General features: G+C 45.8%; 16 protein-coding genes and 1 riboswitch. Of the genes, 4 read left to right on the forward strand and 12 right to left on the reverse strand.

The genetic code is table 11. The features are described 5' to 3' along the window. Positions 1 to 79: 79 nt before the first annotated feature. Positions 80 to 754, reverse strand: a complete 675-nt coding sequence (locus MHH57_RS20090; RefSeq protein ID WP_069012627.1) for a succinate dehydrogenase cytochrome b558 subunit — start codon at positions 752 to 754, stop codon at positions 80 to 82. A 226-nt stretch (positions 755 to 980) separates the two neighbouring features. Here MHH57_RS20090 and MHH57_RS20095 point away from each other — a divergent pair, with 226 nt between their 5' ends. Then, positions 981 to 1,886 (forward strand): LysR family transcriptional regulator, encoded by a 906-nt coding sequence (locus MHH57_RS20095; protein WP_029518250.1) that lies wholly within the window; start codon positions 981 to 983, stop codon positions 1,884 to 1,886. A gap of 5 nt (positions 1,887 to 1,891) precedes the next feature. Here the strand turns inward: MHH57_RS20095 and MHH57_RS20100 are convergent, their stop codons facing one another. Together MHH57_RS20100 and MHH57_RS20105 are read right to left on the reverse strand one after the other, a co-directional pair. Then, positions 1,892 to 2,569 (reverse strand): TrkA family potassium uptake protein, encoded by a 678-nt coding sequence (locus tag MHH57_RS20100; RefSeq protein ID WP_023990146.1) that lies wholly within the window; start codon positions 2,567 to 2,569, stop codon positions 1,892 to 1,894. Positions 2,570 to 2,587: 18 nt separating this feature from the next. After that, the gene (locus MHH57_RS20105) at positions 2,588 to 3,928 is read right to left on the reverse strand and encodes a TrkH family potassium uptake protein (protein WP_318628008.1); all 1,341 of its coding nucleotides are present in this window, start codon (positions 3,926 to 3,928) and stop codon (positions 2,588 to 2,590) included. Between the two features lie 413 nt (positions 3,929 to 4,341). Continuing rightward, a riboswitch (cyclic di-AMP (ydaO/yuaA leader) is annotated at positions 4,342 to 4,495 on the reverse strand. Between the two features lie 261 nt (positions 4,496 to 4,756). Between MHH57_RS20105 and MHH57_RS20110 the strand changes: the two genes are divergently transcribed. Beyond that, positions 4,757 to 6,487 (forward strand): type II CAAX endopeptidase family protein, encoded by a 1,731-nt coding sequence (locus tag MHH57_RS20110; RefSeq protein WP_342434448.1) that lies wholly within the window; start codon positions 4,757 to 4,759, stop codon positions 6,485 to 6,487. Here the strand turns inward: MHH57_RS20110 and uvrC are convergent. The 4 genes from uvrC to MHH57_RS20130 form a co-directional block, all read right to left on the reverse strand. Beyond that, entirely contained in the window at positions 6,456 to 8,540 is a 2,085-nt protein-coding gene (gene uvrC, locus MHH57_RS20115; protein ID WP_340933081.1) for an excinuclease ABC subunit UvrC, read from the reverse strand. The two genes, MHH57_RS20110 and uvrC, sit on opposite strands and share 32 nt — an antisense overlap. 160 nt (positions 8,541 to 8,700) lie before the next feature. Beyond that, a complete protein-coding gene (trxA, locus tag MHH57_RS20120) occupies positions 8,701 to 9,018 on the reverse strand; it encodes a thioredoxin (RefSeq protein WP_010347861.1) in 318 nt (105 codons plus the stop codon). A gap of 125 nt (positions 9,019 to 9,143) precedes the next feature. Next, positions 9,144 to 10,091, reverse strand: a complete 948-nt coding sequence (gene dnaI, locus MHH57_RS20125) for a primosomal protein DnaI (protein WP_029518246.1) — start codon at positions 10,089 to 10,091, stop codon at positions 9,144 to 9,146. 53 nt (positions 10,092 to 10,144) lie between these two features. Beyond that, positions 10,145 to 11,662, reverse strand: coding sequence for a helicase DnaB (locus tag MHH57_RS20130; protein WP_340933084.1), 1,518 nt, complete (start codon positions 11,660 to 11,662; stop codon positions 10,145 to 10,147). 345 nt (positions 11,663 to 12,007) lie between these two features. Between MHH57_RS20130 and hemQ the strand changes: the two genes are divergently transcribed. Next, positions 12,008 to 12,787, forward strand: a complete 780-nt coding sequence (gene hemQ / locus MHH57_RS20135) for a hydrogen peroxide-dependent heme synthase (RefSeq protein ID WP_051718004.1) — start codon at positions 12,008 to 12,010, stop codon at positions 12,785 to 12,787. An 81-nt stretch (positions 12,788 to 12,868) separates the two neighbouring features. Here the strand turns inward: hemQ and MHH57_RS20140 are convergent, their stop codons facing one another. From MHH57_RS20140 to MHH57_RS20155, 4 genes are all read right to left on the reverse strand, one after another. Next, positions 12,869 to 14,035 (reverse strand): ABC transporter permease, encoded by a 1,167-nt coding sequence (locus MHH57_RS20140; protein ID WP_341039968.1) that lies wholly within the window; start codon positions 14,033 to 14,035, stop codon positions 12,869 to 12,871. After that, positions 14,032 to 15,369, reverse strand: a complete 1,338-nt coding sequence (locus tag MHH57_RS20145; protein ID WP_039272689.1) for a biotin/lipoyl-binding protein — start codon at positions 15,367 to 15,369, stop codon at positions 14,032 to 14,034. The genes MHH57_RS20140 and MHH57_RS20145 overlap by 4 nt, the downstream gene beginning before the upstream one ends. Positions 15,370 to 15,483: 114 nt before the next feature. Further along, positions 15,484 to 15,990: a MarR family transcriptional regulator gene (locus tag MHH57_RS20150; RefSeq protein WP_318628002.1), complete on the reverse strand. Its 507-nt coding sequence runs from the start codon at positions 15,988 to 15,990 to the stop codon at positions 15,484 to 15,486. A gap of 134 nt (positions 15,991 to 16,124) precedes the next feature. Beyond that, positions 16,125 to 17,315 carry an NAD(P)/FAD-dependent oxidoreductase gene (locus MHH57_RS20155; protein ID WP_318628001.1) on the reverse strand — a complete coding sequence of 397 codons (1,191 nt, stop codon included), beginning with the start codon at positions 17,313 to 17,315 and terminating at the stop codon, positions 16,125 to 16,127. Positions 17,316 to 17,546: 231 nt separating this feature from the next. Here MHH57_RS20155 and MHH57_RS20160 point away from each other — a divergent pair, with 231 nt between their 5' ends. Next, entirely contained in the window at positions 17,547 to 18,551 is a 1,005-nt protein-coding gene (locus MHH57_RS20160; protein WP_340933088.1) for an NAD(P)/FAD-dependent oxidoreductase, read from the forward strand. Positions 18,552 to 18,711: 160 nt separating this feature from the next. On the opposite strand, the gene sda is transcribed toward MHH57_RS20160, so the two are convergent. Beyond that, a complete protein-coding gene (gene sda / locus MHH57_RS20165) occupies positions 18,712 to 18,855 on the reverse strand; it encodes a sporulation histidine kinase inhibitor Sda (RefSeq protein WP_007431918.1) in 144 nt (47 codons plus the stop codon). Positions 18,856 to 18,870: the final 15 nt, after the last annotated feature.

Genomic DNA, 18,870 nt, shown 5'->3' on the forward strand with positions numbered 1-18,870 from the left:
TTTTTCAGGATTTTTAACCAAATCCCCTTTTACGTTTGAAAATAGAATTTCAACACAATGTATAATGGATATGACTCATTTACAGTAGTTGTTTAAAAGTACTGCATTGCACCAAGGCAGTTGCTGTTTCCTGAAATTCCGCGCTGCGGAATGCAAGCAGGGAGGCGATGAAGCCGATAGACACCACCACGAACAGGGTCATACAGATATAAGAAGATACTTTTTGCGCACGTGGTCCCACGGTAATCCCCCAACTGACCATAAATGCCCACAGTCCGTTAGCAAAGTGAAAGGATGCCGAAACGACACTGATTAGATACAAAATGAAATAAACCGGGTTCGTCACGATGCCATGCATGACCCCGCCTAGCTCCTCATGAGTTACATTACCCAGAGCCACCTGAAAGCGTGTGTCGTATACGTGCCAGATAATAAATACAAACGTAATGACGCCGGAAATACGCTGGAACAGAAAGCGCCAGTTACGTGAATAGCCGAACCTTTTGACATTCGGATCAGCTTGATAAGCGATATACAAGCCATAAATTCCGTGGAACAGTAATGGCAAGTAGATGAATAACGTTTCTAGTACAATAACCAGCGGCAAACCATTCAGGAAGGCCACGCTGCGGTTAAATCCTTCCTTGCCGCCCTCCACCGCTGTGAAGTTCGTCACCAAATGCTCAACAAAAAATAGAGCCAACGGAATGACGCCAAGAAGCGAATGCAGCTTTCTGGAATAAAATCCTCTCATCTAGGTCATGCTCCCTTCTCCCAATAATAGCGTTTTCAATAGTAATATAACATATAAAATGACAGTTCCCGACAGGAAATGTCCAACAAGGTGTCCCTTATTAGGAAAAACAAAAGTGTGAACATCTTGTGTCGCTTTCATGTTACTCCTTTTCGGCTTATAATGGAATTGCAATATACGTATTAATTATTATGTCTTTTTTGCATATAGAGAGGAAGTGGATGATTTGTTTGAGGATTTGAACGCTTTTGCCGTCATTGTCGAGCAGTCCAGCCTGAATAAAGCCTCCAAACTGCTGAATCTGTCCCAACCCGCCCTGTCCCGCAAAATTGCCAAGCTGGAGGAAGAGCTGGGTGTGAATCTCTTTGATCGTCGGGGCAAACGGCTCGAAATTACGTCCACTGGCCGATTTGTTTATACATTCGCACTAGAGCAACGGCAACGACAGCTTCGCTTCTTACAAAAGCTCTCCCAGCACAAAAATGAAGCCCAGAGTATGCTTACACTCGGCGCAAGTCTCACGACACTCCAGACAACGCTGCCTACCCTTGTCGAAGCTTTTATGAGCAAGCATCCTCAAACCGAGCTGAAGCTGCTCACCGGTAAAACCCATGAAATCGTCGCCTTTGTACGTGACAAAAAAGCAGACGCCGGTATTGTCGGGTCTGCCATTCATGAAGTCGGACTGCGTTGCATTCCGCTATTTGACGATCATTTGGAGCTCGTTGTTCCCATTGGACATGAATTAACCGTTAAAACAGGAACGGCCTCGATGAAAGATCTGCAAGGATTGCCGATGATTATTTTCTCCAAAGGAACCTGGTACCGCAGTCTGACGGATGACTTGTTCCAGCGCAGCGGCATCATGCCGGATATCCGCATGGAAATCGACTCCTTCGAGGCGATTGTACGCCTGCTTCCAACCTGTAAGGCTTCCGCCTTGCTACCCAAATCCTATTTGCGCAGCGAACTGCTGCGGGATAATGGACTCACTGCATTGTACTTGCCCGATTTGAAGGAGACACGCCGAACGACCTCCCTCATTTACTCGGAGACGACCGATCTCGGTCCGACAGCACGACGCTGGATTAGCGAGACACGTGCGTCGTTTGCAGGCTATCGTATGGTGTAGAGAGTTTAGCCCTCTTCATTGACATTAACAACCTCATCCTCAAAGCGGCCGATATTGTCATTTGAGCCGATGATGACCATAATATCGTCTGCTTTTAGCCGATCCATAGCCGTCGGTGCGATCAAGATACCGTTCGCCGTATGAAGCGCCACGACACTACAGCCAAAGCGGGTGCGAGCATTTAGTTCTGCAAGCGTTTTGCCGTTCAGACATGCAGGTACATTGAGTTCCACAATACTGTATTCCTTAGACAACTCCAAATAATCGAGCAAATTAGGCGTGACTAGCTGGTGAGCCACACGGATACCCATGTCCCGTTCTGGATAAATAATCCGATCCACACCGAGCTTTTCTAACGCACGCCCGTGCAGCACAGATATGGCTTTGGCTACGACCTTTTTCACACCCAGCTCCTTCAGCAAAATGGCGGTCAGGATGCTTACCTGGATGTCATCACCAATAGCAACAATGCCACAATCGAAATTACGGATGCCCAGTGATCGCAATGAGTCTTCATCGGTAGCGTCCGCCACGACAGTATGTGTCAACATCTCACTCATACTGTCCACAACATCCTCATTCCGGTCAATGCCTAGCACCTCGCACCCCATATCCACCAATTGCAAAGCTAGGCTTGAGCCAAACCGCCCCAAGCCAATAACTACAAACTGCTGCGTTTTCATGTCTACTCGAAAACTCCCTTATCCTATAATCATTTTACCTTCCGGATGACGATATAATTCTTTACCCTTTTTCGGCCCCAGTGCATAAGCTAGCGTGAGTGGCCCCAGTCTACCTGCAAACATCGTCAGGGTAATCACCAGCTTGCCTATGACTGTCAAATCAGGTGTAAGCCCCATCGACAGCCCCACCGTACCAAACGCAGACACCGTCTCGAACAAGATCATCAGAAAATGATGATCTTCGGTTGCTGACAAAATCATCGTCACCCCGATCACGAACAGCAGCCCCAGCAGTGTAATGGTCAAAGCCTTGTAAATTCGTCCCTGCGCAAGTCGATACCTGAACAGCACAATATCTTCCCGCCCCCGCAGCATCGAAATCACTGCTCCAATGAGCAGCGCGAATGTTGTGGTCTTAATCCCGCCTCCAGTGGAGCCAGGAGAAGCCCCGATAAACATGAGTATGATGATAAAAAACTGCGTAGCCTGCCGCAAGCCTGCAATGTCCAGTGTATTGGCACCTGCGGTACGGGGAGTAACAGACTGGAATAAAGATCCCAGCAGTTTACCACCCCAATCAAGCGAGCCAAGAGTCTTTGGATTCGTAAACTCAAACACAAAAATCACGAGCGTGCCGACTACAATCAGAGCGCCCGTCATGCTGAGTACCACCTTGGTATGCAAGGACAGTCTCTTACGCTTGCGATATTCTGCCAGGTCTGACATCACTACAAAACCAATGCCGCCTGAAATAATCAAAAACATGGCTGTAAAATTAACAATCGGATCATATACATAACCTGTTAGGCTGCGAAAGTGCCCGAATAAGTCAAAACCAGCATTGTTAAACATGGAGATGGCATGCCAAATCCCAAAATAAATCGCCCTGCCTACAGGCATATCAAACGACCAGCGAATCGCAAATATTACAGCACATATGCCCTCAATGACCAGCGAGTACAACAGCACCTTACGGATCAATCCGACAATTCCTTCGACAGAGGTCTGATTCATCGCTTCCTGTAAAATGAGGCGCTCCCGCAAGGAAATCCGACGTTTGAACACCAGCGCGATTAAGGTAGCCATGGTCATAAAGCCCAGACCGCCGATCTGAATGAGCGCCACGATAACAACTTGACCAAAGGTTGTAAAAAAGGTCCCCGTATCCTTTACGACAAGCCCTGTAACACAGGTCGCGGAAGCGGCAGTAAACAAAGCGTCTACAAACGCAAGTGGCTTTCCTGTTGTATTGGAGATCGGCAGCATTAACAATAAACTACCTATTAGAATGATAATGGCAAAGCCCGCAACGAATATCTGCGGTGGAGAAAGCCGGAGCCAGCTTGCATTGGGATTCATCTATTCATCACTTCTCTCCTAATCCTTAAAACTATAAAAACAGTGATTTAATACGGTGTAAGCTCGCTACGCGTTCCATTTGATCTTCCGATCGTCGTTGCCCCTGAATTTTTTGATTTTTCCAAACCTTAGTTAACTATAATTAGCATTCCCTGAATACAGGAAGAATGCATGTCAAGCACTACTCGGTCCCCTGTGCTATTGGCGGGCAGTAGCGAAGGGGGCAGAATTGTTCTGAAGAAGCGAAGCGTTTGCCTTTATCTCCGGATTTTAACCATTAAAGGGGGTATACAATCAAAAAATCCGGGGATAACAGCAATCGGAAGAATAATCTGCACCCGCAGCGGTCTATCTAACCAATCCAAACACTTTTATACGCACAAAAAAAGACACCGGAAAACCGAGTGCCTGACTTGGTTCCTGCTCATAGCCTACGAGGTTAGCTGACGGATTCGGGCAGCACAGTATGCCCTATTTACACTTCCGATCCACCAGTGATCGGCTGTAAAATTCACCCCAGTAACATGGTTCCCCCGTTTTCCCATAGAAATTCGGCTCAACTGTATATCATTACCTATGTATTTTATAGGCATTGCCTCAAGATTATAATCCTTCTATATCCAGATCACAAAACCGATTTCGTCGAAAAAACGTGAAATTGGCTTTATTTTGCGAATGGGCATCGTTTAATCGCAGCTTATCTTATTTTATTGGAACTTTAAAGTGCTTTCACTCTATTTTCATGAATATCGCTGGTCTGTTGGCGGGAACCTGTGCAGTATGATATCTTTAATGGATGTTCTTATTTACAGATTAAGGAGGAAACTCATGAATCCTATCGGGAAACCGGTCGTGCTCACGGCCAACTTCAAAAAATTAGGCTTGCTGGGCGGGATTGGCCTGATTTGCTTTTTTATCTTTCAATTGCTTATTCCCTCGCTTAGCAATCCAAGTCCAGAATCAGTAATGAACGCAAAGGTCATCAGCAAACAAGAAGCGGTCATACACGCATTGGACTTCGCCCGCTCCGAGCTGGGCTATACTGAATCACAGCCAGAGGAGCCTGTCGTGACCTATCAGGCCGAAACAGATTTGTACGGTTATTTATCTAGAGAAAAACTGCTTCAACAGTACGACCGTACATGGAAGAAAAATTACCCTTACGAAACCTTTCGGGTCGATCTGCCTGAATCCTCAGCGAAGAGCAAGCTGCAAATTCATGTAGATTTATCCACTGGGAAGGTCGTTAGTTTTAAACGGATCACCTCCAGCACCAATTACACGCAGGCTGATATTTCTACGGATGAACAAGCACGTAACAGGCTTGTACGTGTGGCTGAGGACGGCATGACGCTTGAAGCCAAGGAGCAGGCGGCCGCTGTATGGGTGAAGCGCTTTGGCTTTAAGCCGTCGGACTTGAAGCTCGCGACCACTGAACAAGAAGGCGGATTAAAGTATACCGTGGACGATAAAAAAATCGGCGCCTCGGTACTTACACTGGCTTTTACTTTTGAAGACGGTGATGTTCGCTCCTTCACTCAAAGCTTTTCGGCCCCGTCATCCTATACCGATTATATCGAAAAGCAAACATTTTGGGCGAATTGGATGACCTATGCGGGTTATGCCCTATTTAGCTTTGTGCTGGGTGTACTTGCCATTGTGTATGCATCACTCACCCGACGACATACTTCATTTGTACGCGGCATTGTTCTATCCGTTATATACTTTATTGCTAGTATAGCTGGGACCATGAACATGCTGCCTTTATTGCAAGCAGAAGCAGGCGGTAAGGGCATGCTTATATTTCTTATGGTTTTCCAGATTGGTGTTACCTTCGTCATGGCTGTAGCGCTCTACTTCTCCTTGGTCGGCGGTGACGGACTTATGCGTCAGGTTGGACTGAATGCATGGCCACGTGCGAAAGAGCCGGGCTACGGGCTGTATGTGCTTCGCAGTATGTATGTCGGCTACTTGTGGGCCTTTATTTTACTCGGGGTACAATCCATTTTATTCTTTATACTGGAGCGCACATTTAATACATTCTCCACAACAGATGCCACGCAATCCCCTTACAATATGGCTTATCCATGGCTGCTGCCAATTATGGCCTGGATGGCAGGTATTGGAGAAGAGACTGTCTACCGTCTGTTTGGTATTCCAATGGTCAAAAAAATTGTGAAAAATACTTTTGTGGCTTGTCTGATTACTACGCTGATTTGGGCGCTGGGACATACGCTTTACCCGATCTATCCGGTGATTTCCAGACCTATTGAGCTGACTTTTCTTGGTTTGCTGTTCAGTTTTGTGTTCCTGCGTTACGGCTTTATTGCCGCCATGTTCAGCCATGTTATTTTTGACAGCATTCTAATGGGACTTAGTGTGATGAGTCTGGGAGACACTGTGAATGTGAGCGCTGGTCTATTCTGGATCTTGCTTCCAGCCATTGTGGGTTACATCATTTATTGGTTTAGTCCTAAAAAGCCAAATCGAATGATGTTTGAACCTATACAAAAAGAGGAGCCGTATTCTACGACTCCTCCTCCCGAAGGGCAGCTATAATCTGACGCGCAAGCTTATCCCCAATAGAGAGAGGCCGGAAGTCTTCGACACTGGCCTCTCTTATTTTTTTGAGCGATCCAAAATGCTTAAGCAGTAACTTACGCCGTTTCTCACCAATGCCTGGAATAGAGTCTAGACGGGAAGTTACCATAGATTTGCCGCGTTGCTCGCGGTGGAACGTAATGGCAAAACGGTGAACCTCGTCCTGAATCCGTTGCAGCAGATAAAATTCTTCGCTATTGCGTGCAAGTGTCACGGCCTCAGAGGATTCTCCCACCAATAGTTGGGATGTTCTATGTTTGGCATCCTTCACCAAACCACATACAGGAATGAACAAACCCAGCTCATTTTGCAATACATCGGTCGCCGCCTTAATTTGTCCACGTCCACCATCGACAACGATCAAGTCGGGACGTTCCAAATTTTCCTTAAGCACACGTTCATATCGACGCCGGATAACCTCACGCATTGTTTCATAATCATCGGGTCCCTGCACAGAACGGATTTTATATTTTCGATACTCCTTCTTGGCAGGTTTGCCATCAATAAACACGATCATGGCTGAGACTGGATCGGAACCCTGGATGTTGGAGTTATCAAACGCCTCCACCCGGTGCAAGCTATCCAGCCCAATGGCACGTCCGAGATTGCTTGCAGCTTTGGATGTTCGTTCCTCATCCCGCTCGATCAGCTTAAACTTCTCATCCAAAGCTACACGTGCATTTTCCGTCGCCATGCCTGTCATTTGCTTTTTCAGTCCACGCTGCGGTACAAGTACCTTTACATCCAACCATTCAGCCAGAGCGAGAGCCGCCGTACTTGGGTCCTCCAGTCCACCGGATAGTTGAGTTTCTGTTTCCTTTATCTCGGCATCTTGGTCACCAGCTTGATCTTGATTCGTTGCCGCTGCATAAGTTGCCCGTTCTTCAGCCACCAGCAGTGAGTCAGCAGAATGCTCTGTCTCCGTTTGTATCGCATTCTCATCTGTCTGTCCGGTAACATCGGCTGTAGGTGCACTGTAGAGTGCAGTTTCTGCCGCAACCGGTTGATCGACATTGACCTGTTTCGCCTGCATCAGCTTAGGAGAATCCGGCAGCAATATTTCCTGCGGCACTGCTGGGTTGTCACTATAATATTGCGTCACATAGGACATAAAATCACTGTAAGCCTCACCGTAGAAAGGAAAAGTCGACATATGGCGCTCGATCATTTTACCTTTGCGGACATATAGGATCTGTACACACATCCAGCCCTTATCTACTGAAAAACCGAATACATCTCGATCTTTCGCATCCGATGTGGTGATTTTCTGCTTTTCCATCATCGCGTCGATGCTGATAATCTGATCTCGCAACTCCTTGGCCCGCTCAAAGTACAATTCCTCTGCGGCCTCCTGCATTTTACGCTGAAGATCCTTTTTAATTTCCTCATGTCCCCCGCTCAAAAAGGAACCAATTTCCTGACCAATCTGGTCATACGTTTCCTTCTCGACCTCTTTCACACAAGGCCCCAAACATTGATGCATGTGATAATACAGACACACTTCCTTGGGCATCACACCACACTTGCGTAACGGATACATACGGTCCAGCAACTTCTTCGTCTGATGTGCCGCGTAGGAATTGGGGTACGGTCCAAAATATTTTGCTTTATCTTTCAGAACGCGACGGGTCACCTCCAGCTTGGGGTGTGCCTCGTTCGTAATTTTCAAATACGGAAAGGTTTTATCATCCTTCAATAGCACGTTATAACGCGGCTGGTACTTTTTAATGAGGTTGCACTCCAAAATGAGTGCCTCCATATTACTGCCTGTAACGATATATTCAAAATCACGAATATCGGAAACCAGTCGCTGCGTCTTGCCGTTATGGCTACCTGTAAAATAGGAACGGACCCGGTTTTTCAACACTTTGGCCTTGCCGACATAAATAATGGTGCCTTCGCTATTCTTCATCAGGTAACAGCCTGATGCATCCGGCAGTAACGCTAATTTGTGCCGTATGTTCTCCAGCGCCTTCTCCTGATTCTGCAAGTCCTCCGCATAAGGTTTCATTTGCCCGGTTCCTCCTTCCATTCTTAATGACTACTCAACTAACTACTTATAATATATAGGAATAATACACAAAAACGCCCCCGGTATTTACAACCGGAGGCATTGACCTTTCATGGCCGCTCCACCAAGCCCCCGCGGGAGCATGGGTCACATGCGATGATTATTGGTGCTTAGTAAGCATGCTTTTCAGCGCTTCTTTGGAGTTCAGACCTACCACTTTATCAACAGGCTGTCCGTCTTTGAAAACGATCAGGGTCGGAATACTCATCACGCCGAAACGGGAAGCAGACTCTGGATTTTCATCCACGTTCACCTTCGCGATTTTGACGCTGTCGCCAACTTCTGTGGACAGATCCTCCAGAATAGGAGCGATCATTTTGCAAGGACCGCACCATGGCGCCCAAAAATCAACCAAAACGGTTCCTGTGCCTTCGACTTCTGCGTTGAAGGATTGATCGGACACGTTAACAATTGCCATTGTATGTTCCTCCTTTATAGAAAAGTCAAGATTATTATAACCTGTAATGTCTGTTTCGACACCTTTTAATTATATCACAATAGTCTTTTAATTGTAAGATATCGAAATAGCAGACGGATAAACGCTTACCCCCGCTGATTTTTTCCCTTTACGGTAATGACATCTACAAAAGGACGAATCCGGTCCATCAAGCGTTGTCCTTTATACATTTCCTCTCCATCCTTGCTCGTAAAGCTGAGATGCTTCTCCAGTCCCTGCAAAGAATAATTGGAAGTATAAAAAGTAGGTTTGCGGTTCATTCGGTAATTCAAAATAGAGCCCATCACGTGGTCCCGTACCCACGGACTTAAATTTTCGGCACCAATATCGTCAAATACAAGCAGATCACAATTTTTGAGCATTTCGGTCGTTTCCTTCAACTTCTGCCCATCTTGGATCATGGACTTTAAGTCCTCCACAAAATCAGGCATATACACGATCACACCGTTCAGACCCGACAGGGCCAACTCGTGCAATAAATAGCCCATCAAAAAAGTTTTACCCGTACCAAACGTACCTTCCAGATACAGTCCTTTTTTGGATAGACCCTGACTTTTCGTTTCTTCAATGTAACGGAATAGCTGTGTGACGGCAGGCATGCGTTGTGAATCTTTGCGCGCAATTTCAAGGGCGTTATATCCCTCCAGAAGTGCGCGTTCATCCACATAGAAGCTTTTAATTCGCTCACGCACCCGTTGCTCATGTTGGGAAGCAATCTGCTTCGCACATGGGGTCCGAATGTCTACAATTTCAGCAGTTCCATTCGGATATTCCACGCCCAGCTTGCAAAAGTGGCCCTGAAAATCGTTAGGACACCGTTCCAGTCCCGGACAATTGTCGCAATTTCGACGATCTCGGGCATACTGAAAGAGCATGCTCATGTTGAGTCGCAATTGTGTTTCGTCCACATCAGGATGCGCAGCACAAAACTCCTGCACGAGCGGATCATTTAGAACCTGATCCGCTACATTGCGAGTGCGCTGGCGAAACGAAGGGTTCTGCATCTGCTGCAGCAAATCGCCCAGTGATTCCAAGAACGCTCCTCCTTTCTTAAAAAGTGCAGAGTTATGGATACCTTAAAATCTACCTACACCTTTTTCTGTTTACCGGATTGCATTCGTTCAGCCAGACGCAGCAGTTCATCCAATTCTTCCTCAGATACAGACTCCTCGGAAGGTTGATCTTGAACGATTGGAATGGATGGCTTGGCTGACCCGTTATTTTTGGCATACGCGCGGGATCGACCGCCGGAAGGAGAAGCAGAGGACTGTTTTCCTTTTACCTTAGCTTGATCCCTTATATATTGAACGGCTTTCTCGTAAGTGTTTACCTGCTTAAGCAGCATATTGGAAGCAACGGCCTCGACAAAGTTGCGGTTAATCCGCTGATCGCTCCCGGATACGAGCAGTGACATCAAATAATGGATCAGCACGTTGATGACTTCGCCTGGCAGCTTATAGCTGATATCAATTTTCTCGAATATATCCAGCAGGTTACCGGGAACCGTGCCGGGGAAAAAGGTTTGCAGCAAACGGCGATAAGGCTCGTTGCGCAACATCATATTATATTGGTGAATGTCACACTTGGCTGTGAATTGTGGGGGAACCTCCACATAAAATTCCATTTCCACAGCTTGCTCTGCAGGCGGCTCTTCAGATGTGGAAGCTTCCCTTTGGCGCAAAGCAACTACCTTGGCGGCTTGAACCTGCTGCTCCTCCTGACGCTTGCGATCCTGTCTGGAGTGCTGGCTAGCCCGAAGCTGAAGCTCGTCGAGCAACAAGTCGCCTGCTTCGGTAAAAATACCGTCCTCATCCAGCAAGCGGCTAATATCCTGTACAGAAAGATCAAATTTGCGAACAACGTAATTGACCATGCCTAACTGCTCGTGCTCAAACCGAAGACGCTCCACGTGCTTACGATTGGCAGATTCACGCGGAAAACGGAGAATAATATCTGCATAGTTCAATGCTTCCTCCGATTCTGACGCAAGTGGTCCAGTCTGACGGCTAGTAGACACCTCGGACAACGCCTGCTCCAATTCATAATCTATAACATGGGTATTCAGTTCAAATAACTCATAAAATGGAATCGAAATATTCTCTTTATTATAGGAAGATTGCGACCATTCGCTAGATTCTCTGCTCCACAATGATTCTCTCAGAGAAAGCACTGCAAACTTACCGATTTTGTCTCTCAACAAAAGGGTGAGATGCTGTGTTCTGAAAAATTCAGCAGGTGCGAGCGGCGGCTGCATCTCATATTCATACATATAGTCGTCCGTTTCGGGTGCATACAGCCTGGACGTCTGTAACAGACCGACGGCCTCCAGTTTGGAGGTCTGTTCAATCAAATACTTGCGTCCCTTCTCACTCGGCTCCAGTCCCAGTGTCAGAAAAAGGCGACGCTGCTGTTCCAACGGCGAATAACCGATTTGTCCGACTGGCACATGCTGGAACAACAGTCGATACAGACTGACCGCAAATGCGCCTACCATCGGCTGATAGACGCTTCCCAGCATCAATTCATCCAGTGCGCTCAAGCCAAATTCCCGATAAACGCAGTAGCGGTGGTTCTCAGTATAGTGCAGCAGGTTTTTCATCCGCATTCCAACATTCTTCCTTTCCTGACATAACGGTCTCCAAGATGTTTTTCTATTCTATCATACTTGCCTTCTGGTGGGACCAACAAAATAAGGGCAATTGTTCTCCTTTTTGGCAGCCGTATTCGTCTGAGTTCTACTTTTTTCGAGAATACTAACTATTTTATGACTTTGTGACCTGCATCATGGTAAAAATGAAATTCTTCACACTTCTTTCATTGGTGAAAAGCTTTACTTTGAGCTACAATATAATGGTTAAGTATCACGTATTGGATACAGGAATGATATTAGGAAGTACACATATTTCGGCTAAGCCGATTACCATTTACAGATCGTAAAGGAGTGTAGATCGTGAGTCAACATCAACCTCAACAAACCCCAGCAACACCTAACGAAGTAGCCTCCACACTGGAAGGCTGGTATGCGCTTCACGATTTTCGGTCCATCAACTGGACAGCATGGAAGACAGCAGACGATGAAGAGCGCGCCGGAGCACTGGACGAGCTTCAAGAGTTTATGAAGGAATGGAACGTTACCGAGGAAGCGGGTCTGGGCAGCTCAGCTGTCTATACTGTAGTCGGACAAAAGGCTGATTTTGTCATGATGCACCTGCGCGAAACGCTGGAAGACCTCAATAAACTGGAAAATGATTTTAACAAAACAACCTTCGCCAAATATACAACTAAAACCTACTCTTATGTGAGTGTGGTGGAACTGAGCAATTATTTGAGCAAAGATGAAGATCCTATGCAAAATCCACAAATTGTCGCACGCTTGAAGCCTGTATTAAACAAGGCCCGTTATATTTGTTTCTATCCAATGAACAAAAAACGTGATCTAGATGACAACTGGTACATGCTTTCAATGGACGAGCGTCGCACCTTGATGCGCAGCCACGGTTTAATTGGACGCAGCTATGCTGGCAAAGTAAAGCAAATCATTTCCGGTTCTGTCGGCTTTGACGATTGGGAGTGGGGCGTAACACTGTTCTCCGATGACGCACTTCAGTTCAAGAAGCTAATCTACGAAATGCGTTTTGATGAAGTCAGTGCCCGTTACGGTGAATTTGGCTCCTTCTATGTCGGCAGCGTGTTGAATGAGGAATCATTTGAAGACATGTTGAAGCTGTAAAGCACAACCGTCAGTACCATATCGCAGCATACAATTAAGGATTCCGCGAACTCCCACTTTCGGGACGGCGGAATCCTTTTTTTATTGCAGCACAGGCTCGACCCCTACGGATGTATCCTCACTTTTCGCCAGCTTTCTTTTCTCCAAAGCGATCTGAATAAAGATAACAAGCATTAGACCACTTAATAGGATCAAAAAGCCGCCAAGCTCAGGAATAAAATATTTTAAGCTCCCACCTTTGAAGCCCATCCCTCTCAAAAACTTGAAATGCCAGGTCAATGGAAGAATATTACTAATATATTGCAGTGATGTAGGCAGCATAGCTACTGGCAATTGAGCGCCGCTCAGTAAAAACGAAGGCAGTATAATTAGCATGAGGCGTGGGGAAGCTTTTCCCGGATTCGCCGCATTCCACCCTAAAGCCATCGCAAACAAACTCAACGTAATCGTGTACAGGAGAAATGGAATACTGAGCTGCCATACATTCGCTTCAAAGCGTAGTCCGCCAATTTGCTTAAGTAAACCAATGGACAGGTAAAAGGACACACATCCTACTAACGCATACGGCAACACCCTAAGAATCAAACCATACGAAAACTGAAGCTCCTCTTTTAATCTTCCTTGCTCCCGCAATCGCGGGACAATTGTCAGTACAGTAGCACCAATCAGTGAAATCATGACCGTATTAATGAACCCCATAACTGAGGTCATCAAAGTAGCATTGGTAGGATTATATAACAGGCGCTGCTGAAGCAGCATATTGGAAGTAAGCCCTGTAACCTGGCTGTCACTCATTCCCATACCCTTTAATCCACCACCAGCCAGCATCGCATTTTCCGTCGCCATAATCTCTGTGACTGCCGAGCGTAGATTTCCCGTAGCCTGACCTACCGTATTATCCACATAAAAACCGATGTTGCTCTGAACTCCTTTGATCCTATTTTCCTCCAACCCAGCTGGAAGGTAAATCACCGCAAAAAACTTTTCATTATATAAAAGTAAATTCGGATCGGCTTCATTCTCTTGCACATGGCGTACATCAATATACTGCGATGCATCTAATTTATTAATAAGCTGTCGGCTATAACTGCTATGATCTAAATCGACTACAGCTACAGAGGCATCGTTAAGCTGATTATTTTTAAAAACAAATCCAAAGGCTACAGCTACTACGATAGGAACGAGCAGCATGATAAAAACCATCTTACCACTGATCATCAGCTTCCATTCTTCTATAAACGCCTTCATTTCGTCACAACCTCTACCGTCATTCCAGGTAATAATTCAGATGTTCGCTGGACATCCACCCGCACTTGGAAGGAGCTTATATCCGACAGACCTTTGTCCCGACTCATTCTCATGTTGGTATACTGAGGGGCAGAAGTAATGTACCTCACCTTGCCTTGGACATCTTTATCTAAAGCTACGACGTGCGTATTCACATTTCCCCCAGCTTTAAACTGTGACATGGAATCCTCGCCCACATAAATATCGTAGTATAGCTGATTGGTTTCAATAACGACGCCCGTTGCCCCCGTAGAAACGATCTCTCCCATTTTAGGTACAATACGCGACACCTTACCATCTGCGGATGCCTTCAGCACCATACGTCCGCGCTGCAATTCCAAAGTTTTGAGTTGAACACTTAATGCCTGCTTTTGTTGAGCCAGAAGATCCACATTGTATTCGCTATTCTTAACATCTTTTCGTGTTTGCGAGGTTTGAGTCAAGGCTTCCTTTGCTTTTTCTGTTTTGATACGAGCCTGCTGGCGTTCCTCAGCAGTTGCGCCTGCCTCCATTTTATCCAAAGCGGTTTGCTGCTGAGCGATCCCATTTTTAGCAATGTCTGATTGTTTGCTAGCCGCTATAATCTGGTTTTTGGCAATTTCAACCTGATCTGTAGCTGTATCTAACGCGATTTGGGCATTATCCAGTTGGTTTTTGGCGTTATCCAGTTCTGCTTTGGTTCCAGCTCCAGCATCATATAACGCTTTGATACGGTTGTAATTCACATTAGCCAAGTCCAGAGCCTGTTGTCTGGATGATACTGTTTTTTGCGCGATTTCCGCATTCCTTTTGGCTGTCTCTACTCCTGTCAGAGCTGCGTCCAACGATTGCTGTGCTGCTTCAATAGCCAGCTTTTGTCTTAGAATATCCTCCGCACGTGTTCCTTGATTTAATAAGGACTCTCCTGCTTGCGCGGCTTGAATGTCCAATTGTCCCTGTTTTTCTGAAGTTGAAATTTTCTCCGACTGATTTTGCAGCCCGTCTTTAGCCTGTTTTATTTTCACATCAGCCTGTGCGATATCCGTTTTTAATTTCTCAATTTGCAAATCAAGGTCTACAGGATCGAGGGTCATGAGCACATCCCCTTTTTTCACCTGTTGTTCTTCCTTCACCTCAATCGTGTTTACTCTTCCCCCTACGCCCTGAAAAGCAACATTTACGGTATCTGCCGTAAGCAGTGTGTTTTTTTGTTGGGCTGCCATACTCACAGCATCCTTGCCGCTCATTGCCATCAGCGTACCTCCGGTACCTAATGCAACAACAAGTAGCACGTACACAATGATCTTTTTATTCATTGCAATAAACTCTCCTTCATGATGATTTAGCCAATGATAGTTAAAAAATAATAGTCAAAAACAAATAAGGAATCTGATAGTACGACGTCTAACTATTTAAGCCGGGAAATTTGATTACTCCCGTTTTATCCGTTCAAGTCCTGAGGAAAACTTATTTAATAACGTAGCAAATAGAATATGATCTTCCTTTGTAAATTCATTCATTAAATCCGAAAAAAGCTGGATGAACATCGGAATTTTTTCCGTCATTAACTGTTTTCCTTCATCAGTCAAGGAGATCGCGGTCATACGTCGATCCGTCAGCGTACTTCTTCGGATGATGCCGTCCCGTTCCAGCTTATCAATTACGCTGGTTACTGTTGAACGAGTAACCCCTGAATATTCAGCCAGCTCTGATGGAGTCAATGCACGTTCATGTAAAAACAATGGCATTAAAATTTTCAGGTTGCCTACAGATAGCCCATATTCCGAGAGTCTGGAAGACACTCCATTGTACACTTCATGTGCTGCCTGCACGAAAAGTACCCACGTATTCAACGATTGGGAGTCCACATTTGGAAACTTTTCAGTCAATAAATGTATTCTCTTGGGATCGGCATTGATTTTAAAATCAGAATTCAATGTGAAGCTCCCCCTCTGTAATTAGTAATCATACTATACGACGTCAAATAGTTATGAGTCAATATCTTTTTTTGTTCATTGAAATAAAAAAGGCCTCCAAGCTCCTTTCAAGGAGTCATGGAAACCTTCTGGCCTTAGAAAAACCGTCCTTTTTTCAGTACCAGTGGAATTCCGCCTATGATGAACAGATAGCGGAGATCGACAATTTTTTTCAATTGTGCGGCCACCCAACCTTTTATTTTGCGCTTGCCCACCACGGCGACGGCTTCGCCTTTTCCAAGAGAAGCAACCGTCCCTTTGTTGGAAAATACGAACTTGTGCAACTCCTTTTTGCGGAGAGTAGCGGCTAGATTCTTGGCACAGAGCACCCCTTGCTGCATCGCAATTTGGGCAGTCGGTGGATAAGGGCGTCCTTCGGGATTAAACATCAAGGAGCTGTCCCCGATAATAAAAATATCATCGTGGCCCGGTGCACGCAGAAAATCGTCGATTTTCACCCTTCCACGCATCACTTCGAATCCAGCTTTCTCAATTAATCCGTTTCCACGAATCCCTCCCGTCCAGACCACCGTGCAGGCTTCGATTTTCTCACCCTCACCAACGATTACACCATCCTGCAAGCATTCCTTAATCGGAATTCCAATGCGGAAGGTGACCCCTTTTCGCTTAAGGACATCCATCGCATACTCCACCAGCTCAGGATCGAACCCTGGCAGTGCCGTTGGAGCCGCCTCGACGTTAATGATTTGAATTCGGTTAAAATCGATGTCATACGCTCTAGCCAGCTGTGGCAAACGATCCGCTAACTCCGCTACAAACTCAATACCGCTAAAACCAGCGCCCCCTACGACGAAATTGAGGCGACCTGGTTTACCGTCGTTTTTATACAAGGCCAGCTGGTATTCAATATGCTCACGAATCAGGCGAACCGAGTTAATACTGCGAATCGTCAGCGCGAACTTATCCATTCCCGGAATACCGAATGTTTCTGGCTCCCCGCCTAGTCCAATGACCAAATAATCATAGGAGAGCGAGCCATCCTCCAGCAAGATTTTTTTCTCCTTCGGTATGATTTCCTTAACCGTTCCTTTGACTAAATCCACCTTGAACTCATCGATCAGTTGGGCAATCGGAATCCTTGAATGCTCAATCGTATCCGTACCTGCCGCAGGCATATGAAGATGTGTCGTAATATAGTGGTAATCATGACGGTTGATCAGCGTGACATCCGCCTCATTGTGCTTGAGCTCCTTTTGCAATTGCTGAGCCGTCAATATACCGCCATATCCGGCGCCCACAATGACAATTTTGGGAATACTGCTCATGCTTTTACCCCTTCCGATATACATAATTATTCGAAGCTGTTCTCTCAAAACGGTTAATTTACACTCACAAAAAAGTCTTCATCAAATATTAATAGCTTTAACTTTGCAAGCGGAACCTGGCAGTTTATAATGATAAACAGTGAATCATGCGTTCGGCGGCTATCTGAACCTCTATGCGGCTGATTCAATAATTACAAATTCCATACTATCCCTTTCGGAGGTGTTTTTAGAGTGACAACTCAATCCACAGGCGCGGAGATCCGCGATCTGATCATTATTGGAGGCGGTCCAGCCGGTATTTTCGCCGCTTTTTACGGAGGAATGCGTCAGGCATCCGTCACCTTAATTGAAAGTATGCCCCAACTGGGCGGCCAGCTTGCAGCCCTTTATCCTGAAAAATATATTTATGACGTTGCTGGCTTTCCTAAAGTAACTGCACAGGAACTGGTCAACAATTTGGTTCAACAAATGAACCACTTTAATCCAGAAGTGCAGCTAGAAGAGAAAGTCGTATCGTTAGAGAAAAAAGAAGAACGCCACTTCATTGTAAAAACAGACAAAGGTGGCGAGTATCATGGTAAGGCGGTTATTATTACCGCTGGTGTTGGTGCTTTCGAGCCGCGCAGACTGGAGCTTCCAGGTGCCGAACATTTTGAAAAAACGAACCTGCATTACTTTGTTAGCGACCTGAGCAAATTTGCAGGCCGAAAAGTGCTAATCAGTGGTGGCGGTGACTCTGCCGTAGACTGGGCACTCATGCTGGAACCAATTGCAGAACAGGTTACATTGATTCACCGCCGCGACAAATTCCGTGCGCATGAACACAGTGTCGAAAACCTCCTGGCATCCAAAGTAAATGTTATTACACCAACGGAAATTACAGAATTGCATGGAGAAGACACGATTACGAAAGTCACTCTTGCTCATGTAAAAACCAAAGAAACACAGGAAATCGAAGTGGACGATGTGATCGTTAACTTTGGATTTGTATCCACACTTGGCCCGATTGCTGAATGGGGAATTGAAATCGAAAGTAATTCCATCGTGGTCGATTCTCGCCAGGAAACCAATATTCCCGGCATTTTCGCCGCAGGAGATATTACAACCTATCCAGGCAAGCTCAAGCTGATTGCGGTCGGCTTTGGTGAAGCCCCTACGGCAGTCAACAACGCCAAGGTCTATGTAGATCCAGATGCCAAGTTGTCTCCTGGTCACAGCAGTAACATGAAATTGTAGTCTAGTTTAGACTATGACAAAAAAGGGTATTTTACTCCAAATTTGAATGTTTGGAGTGAAATACCCTTTTTTACGGTGTGCCTATTCGTTGCAGTGATTGTCTGTAAAGCCATTCGAACCCTGAATGACTTTACAGTCGCAGTACGAGAGCTTGTCCGGTCTAATGAAGGACTACGGCTGTATTCATCTCTAGATTTCTTTTGTGAATTTCAGCCAGCAACAGTGCAATGAAGTCACATTCAAGTTTAAGCTCGATTGCCATCTGATAGGAATCCAAAAGCATCTCATCCGTCAGCATAGCCATCCTCGACACAACCTT

The sequence above is a fragment of the Paenibacillus sp. FSL H7-0442 genome, assembly GCF_038593105.1.
GTDB classification, from domain to species: domain Bacteria; phylum Bacillota; class Bacilli; order Paenibacillales; family Paenibacillaceae; genus Paenibacillus; species Paenibacillus polymyxa_D.

Bases quoted from the DNA above. Each gene is read 5' to 3' on its own strand.
- MHH57_RS20100 (WP_023990146.1), bottom strand. From the start codon at position 2,569: ATGAAAACGCAGCAGTTTGTAGTTATTGGCTTGGGGCGGTTTGGCTCA.
- MHH57_RS20140 (WP_341039968.1), bottom strand. From the start codon at position 14,035: ATGAAGGCGTTTATAGAAGAATGGAAGCTGATGATCAGTGGTAAGATG.
- MHH57_RS20090 (WP_069012627.1), bottom strand. From the start codon at position 754: ATGAGAGGATTTTATTCCAGAAAGCTGCATTCGCTTCTTGGCGTCATT.
- MHH57_RS20110 (WP_342434448.1), top strand. From the start codon at position 4,757: ATGAATCCTATCGGGAAACCGGTCGTGCTCACGGCCAACTTCAAAAAA.
- MHH57_RS20145 (WP_039272689.1), bottom strand. From the start codon at position 15,369: ATGAATAAAAAGATCATTGTGTACGTGCTACTTGTTGTTGCATTAGGT.
- uvrC (WP_340933081.1), bottom strand. From the start codon at position 8,540: ATGAAACCTTATGCGGAGGACTTGCAGAATCAGGAGAAGGCGCTGGAG.
- MHH57_RS20155 (WP_318628001.1), bottom strand. From the start codon at position 17,315: ATGAGCAGTATTCCCAAAATTGTCATTGTGGGCGCCGGATATGGCGGT.
- sda (WP_007431918.1), bottom strand. From the start codon at position 18,855: ATGGCTATGCTGACGGATGAGATGCTTTTGGATTCCTATCAGATGGCA.
- trxA (WP_010347861.1), bottom strand. From the start codon at position 9,018: ATGGCAATTGTTAACGTGTCCGATCAATCCTTCAACGCAGAAGTCGAA.
- MHH57_RS20105 (WP_318628008.1), bottom strand. From the start codon at position 3,928: ATGAATCCCAATGCAAGCTGGCTCCGGCTTTCTCCACCGCAGATATTC.
- MHH57_RS20130 (WP_340933084.1), bottom strand. From the start codon at position 11,662: ATGCGGATGAAAAACCTGCTGCACTATACTGAGAACCACCGCTACTGC.